Here is a 4,387-nt window from a genome sequence, read left to right on the forward strand (position 1 = left end):
GGGCCGACACCCTCTCCCTGCCGGGGCCGGACCGACCGCCCCCGCCGGGACGCCCCGGCGCCGCTCGCCGCCGGGGCATGGGCCGCCCCACCCCGCCGGGGAGGAGCGACTGTCTCCCTGCCGGGGAGGACCGACTGCCTCCGCCGAGGACGGGCCGACCGTCCCCGTGCAGCGGGAGGACCGACCGCCCCCGCCGGGACGCCCCGGCGCCGCTCGCCGCCGGGGCATGGGCCGCCCCACCCCGCCGGGGAGGACCGACTGCCTCCGCCGAGGACGGGCCGACCGTCCCCGTGCAGCGGGCGGACCGACCGTCCCCCGCCGGACCGCCCATCCCCGCGGCACGGACCGCCCCTCACCCCCGAGGGACGGGCCGGGCGGCGGAGCCGCGCGGCCCGTCCCCCGGCGGTAGGCTGACCTGGCCCAAAGGGCAGCACCACCACCGTTTGTTCGAAGGGAAACCTCATGCCGCTCGAAGCCGGCCTCCTGGAGATCCTGGCCTGCCCGGCGTGCCACGCGCCGCTGAACGACCGCACGGCGGCCGAGACCCCCGAGCTGATCTGCACGGGTGACGACTGCGGCCTGGCCTACCCGGTCCGCGACGGCATCCCCGTCCTCCTGGTCGACGAGGCCCGCCGCCCGGCGTAAGGCAGGCGCCGCCCCACCCAGGGAAGATCCGAACCCCGGTGGGGCGGGTAGGGAAACAGAACCCGGCCGACGGTCGGGCACACATCACCGGCCGCACCCGCCCCGCCCTCGGAGGCCCCATGCTGGACGAGACCCTCCTCGACGCACCGGACGCCCTCGCCCTCGCCGACCGCCGCGGTCTGCTCCGCGGCGCCGCCGAGGCCGGCGCACGGGTTCGGACCGCCGCCCGCCACGCCGCCGAGGCCGGCATCGACGAACTCAGTCCGGAGGGCCGGCCCCGCTCCGTCCTCGTCGCCGGCCCCGGCACCGCGGCCGCCGGCGTCGCCGACCTGGTCGGAGCCCTCGCCGGCGCCTCCGCTCCCGTCATCCGCCTCCAGCCCACCGGCGTCGCCCCCGCCGCCGGCGCCCTGCGCTGGGCACTCCCCGGCTGGGCCGGCTCCGTGGATCTGCTCCTGATCCCGACGACCGACGGCTCCGAACCCGGACTCGCCCTCCTCGTCGAGCAGGCGTACCGCCGCGGGATCACGGTCGTCGCCGTCGCGCCCAGGAACACCCCGCTCGCCGAGGCCGTCAGCGGCCCCCGCGGACTGCTCGTGCCCATGGCGATGGCCCCGCACGAGAGCGCCGAGGAGTACGAGGAGACCCTCGCCGCGGGACCCGGCTCGCTGTGGGCCCTGTTCACCCCGCTCCTCGCGCTCCTCGACCGTGTCGGCCTCGTCGAAGCGCCGTCCGAGACGCTGGAGAAGGTCGCCGACCGCCTGGACCGTACGGCCGAACGCTGCGGCCCTGCCATCGCCACGTACAGCAACCCGGCCAAGACGCTCGCCGCCGAACTCGCCGACTCGCTGCCGCTGATCTGGACCGAGGGCGACGCCGCGGGACCCGTCGGCCGCCGGTTCGCAGCCGTCCTCGCCGAGCTGGCCGGACTGCCCGCGCTCGCCGCCGAACTGCCCGAGGCGCTGCCCGCCCACGGCGTACTGCTCGCCGGCGACTACGCGGCAGGCGCCGACCCCGACGACTTCTTCCGCGACCGCGTCGACGAGGCCCAGGCCCTGCGCGCCCGGGTCGTCCTGCTGCGCGACCGTCCCGCCGACGCCGGTGGCCTGACCGCGGCGCCCGCCGCCCGCGAACTGGCGCTCAGCCACGGCACGGCCATCAGCGAACTGGAGCCGGAGGAGGGCGGAGACCTGGAGACCCTCGCCGAACTGCTCGCCGTCACCGACTTCGCCGCCGTCTACCTCGCCCTGGCCTCGGTCGGTATCGCCCCGCAGCACTGACCCACAGCGTCGTACTCCGTCGTACTCCGCCGTACGCGTCCGTACCCCGGAAGACCTCGCTGAGACACCCCACGGACACCACCCGCTGAGACACTCCGCCGACCCACCTCCCGCACTGAGGAAAGCTGGAATCGTTCGATGGACCGCCTCGTCAACACCGTCCGCCCCTACGCCTGGGGCTCCACGACCGCCATCCCGGAACTGCTCGGCACCACCCCCACCGGTGAGCCCCAGGCCGAGATGTGGATGGGCGCCCACCCCGGCGCCCCGTCCCGCACGGAGCGCGGACCGCTCAACGAGGTCATCGATGCCGATCCCGAACGCGAACTGGGCGCACCGGCCGTCGCGAAGTTCGGCCCGCACCTCCCCTTCCTCTTCAAGATGCTCGCCGCCGGCGCCCCGCTCTCCCTCCAGGTCCACCCCGACCTCGCCCAGGCGAAGGCCGGATTCGCCGCCGAGGAGGCGGCCGGCATCCCGATCGACGCGCCGCACCGGAACTACAAGGACGCCAACCACAAGCCCGAACTGATCTGCGCCCTCACGCCGTTCACCGGGCTGTGCGGCTTCCGCGACCCCGTCGAGGCCGCCGACACCATCGCCGCACTCGGCGTCGACTCCCTCAAGCCGTACGTCGACCTGCTGCACGCCCACCCCGAAGAGGCCGCGCTGCGCGAGGTCATGACCGCCCTGCTCGTCGCCGACCGCGAGGAGATGGCGCACACCGTCGCCGAGGCCGCGGCCGCCGCCACCCGCCTGGGCGGCGCCCACGCTCCGTACGCCACCCTCGCCCACCACTTCCCGGGGGACGCCGGCGTCATCGCCGCCATGCTGCTCAACCCGGTCCAACTCCAGCCCGGCGAAGCCCTCTTCCTCGGTGCCGGCGTGCCGCACGCCTACATCGACGGCCTCGGCGTCGAGATCATGGCCAACTCCGACAACGTGCTGCGCTGCGGACTCACCCCCAAGCACGTCGACGTCCCGGAGCTGCTGCGGGTCGTCCGCTTCGAGCCGAACGAGGCGGCCGTCCTGCGTCCCGAAGCGTCACCGGCGGGCGAAGAGGTCTACGACACCCCGATCGACGAGTTCAGCCTGTCCCGTTTCGTACGGGCGGAGGGCGCCGCGCCCACCGATGTCACCGCCGGCACCCCGCAGATCCTGCTCGCCGTCGCGGGCCGGCCCAAGGCGGGCGAAGTGACCCTCGCGCCCGGCGAGTCGGTTTTTGTACCGGCGGGTGAAACGACCGAACTGTCCGGTACGGGAACGGTGTTTCGCGCCACCGTCGTCGCCTGATGCAACAATGACCGGCCGTATGGCGGCAACACAGCCGGAGCACCGACGAAGGGAACACGTACACCCATGAGCGCGTCAGGCGGAACCAAGGCGATCGTGGCGGCACTCGCCGCGAATCTCGCGATCGCGGTAGCCAAGTTCGTGGCGTTCCTCTTCAGTGGTTCGTCCTCGATGCTGGCCGAGAGCGTCCACTCGCTCGCCGACTCCGGCAACCAGGGGCTCCTGCTCCTCGGTGGCAAGAAGGCCAAGCGGGAGGCGACCCCGCAGCACCCCTTCGGCTACGGCCGTGAGCGGTACATCTACGCCTTCCTCGTCTCGATCGTGCTCTTCTCGGTCGGTGGCATGTTCGCCGTCTACGAGGGCTACGAGAAGATCAAGCACCCGCACCCCATCGAGGACTGGTACTGGCCGATCGGCGTTCTCGTCTTCGCGATCATCGCCGAGACGTTCTCGTTCCGTACGGCCATCAAGGAATCGAACGCGATCCGCGGCAACCAGTCCTGGAAGGAGTTCGTGCGCCGCGCGAAGGCGCCCGAGCTCCCGGTCGTCCTCCTGGAGGACCTCGGCGCGCTCGTCGGTCTGTTCCTCGCCCTGGGCGGCGTCGGCATCGCCCTCCTGACCGGCGACGGCATCTGGGACGGCATCGGCACCCTCTGCATCGGTATCCTGCTCATCCTGATCGCGATCGTCCTCGCCGCCGAGACCAAGTCGCTGCTGCTCGGCGAGTCCGCCGGCGTGGAAGACGTGAAGAAGATCGAGGCCGCGGTCGTCGACGGCGAGACCGTCACCCGCCTCATCCACATGCGCACGCTCCACCTCGGCCCCGAGGAGCTCCTCGTCGCCGCCAAGATCGCCGTCCGCACCGACGAGACGGCCTCCCAGGTGGCGGCGGCGATCAACGCGGCGGAGGAACGCATCCGCGCGGCCGTCCCGATCGCCCGGGTCATCTACCTGGAGCCGGACATCTACAACGAGTCGGCCGCGGCGGCCGGCATCAACCCGGCCAAGTCCCCGGGCGGCCCGGGCCACTGACGGGACCCGTGCCCCACGGAGTGAAGGCGGAGGCCCCCGGGGCCGCCACCGGCCCGGGGGCCACATCACATACCAGCGGGGGCCGAACCGGGACCGGCGTGCGCCGACGGCCGACCAACCACCCCGCCAGTCCGCAGCCCAAC

The 4,387-nt window shown here is 73.5% G+C and carries 4 protein-coding genes; all 4 read left to right on the forward strand.

Annotated features, from left to right (window positions below; all coding sequences use genetic code 11):
• The first annotated feature begins 462 nt into the window (after positions 1 to 462).
• The 4 genes from ACFC0D_RS38130 to ACFC0D_RS38145 all read left to right on the forward strand — a co-directional run bounded on the left by ACFC0D_RS38130 (position 463) and on the right by ACFC0D_RS38145 (position 4,244).
• Positions 463 to 645 carry a Trm112 family protein gene (locus ACFC0D_RS38130; RefSeq protein WP_189550595.1) on the forward strand — a complete coding sequence of 61 codons (183 nt, stop codon included), beginning with the start codon at positions 463 to 465 and terminating at the stop codon, positions 643 to 645.
• A 119-nt stretch (positions 646 to 764) separates the two neighbouring features.
• A complete protein-coding gene (locus tag ACFC0D_RS38135) occupies positions 765 to 1,922 on the forward strand; it encodes an SIS domain-containing protein (protein WP_376446610.1) in 1,158 nt (385 codons plus the stop codon).
• Between the two features lie 138 nt (positions 1,923 to 2,060).
• The gene (gene manA / locus ACFC0D_RS38140; RefSeq protein ID WP_376446612.1) at positions 2,061 to 3,212 is read left to right on the forward strand and encodes a mannose-6-phosphate isomerase, class I; all 1,152 of its coding nucleotides are present in this window, start codon (positions 2,061 to 2,063) and stop codon (positions 3,210 to 3,212) included.
• A 66-nt stretch (positions 3,213 to 3,278) separates the two neighbouring features.
• Positions 3,279 to 4,244 (forward strand): cation diffusion facilitator family transporter, encoded by a 966-nt coding sequence (locus ACFC0D_RS38145; RefSeq protein ID WP_376446615.1) that lies wholly within the window; start codon positions 3,279 to 3,281, stop codon positions 4,242 to 4,244.
• The last annotated feature ends 143 nt before the right edge of the window (positions 4,245 to 4,387 follow it).

The sequence above is a fragment of the Streptomyces sp. NPDC056222 genome, assembly GCF_042264065.1.
Classification (GTDB): domain Bacteria; phylum Actinomycetota; class Actinomycetes; order Streptomycetales; family Streptomycetaceae; genus Streptomyces.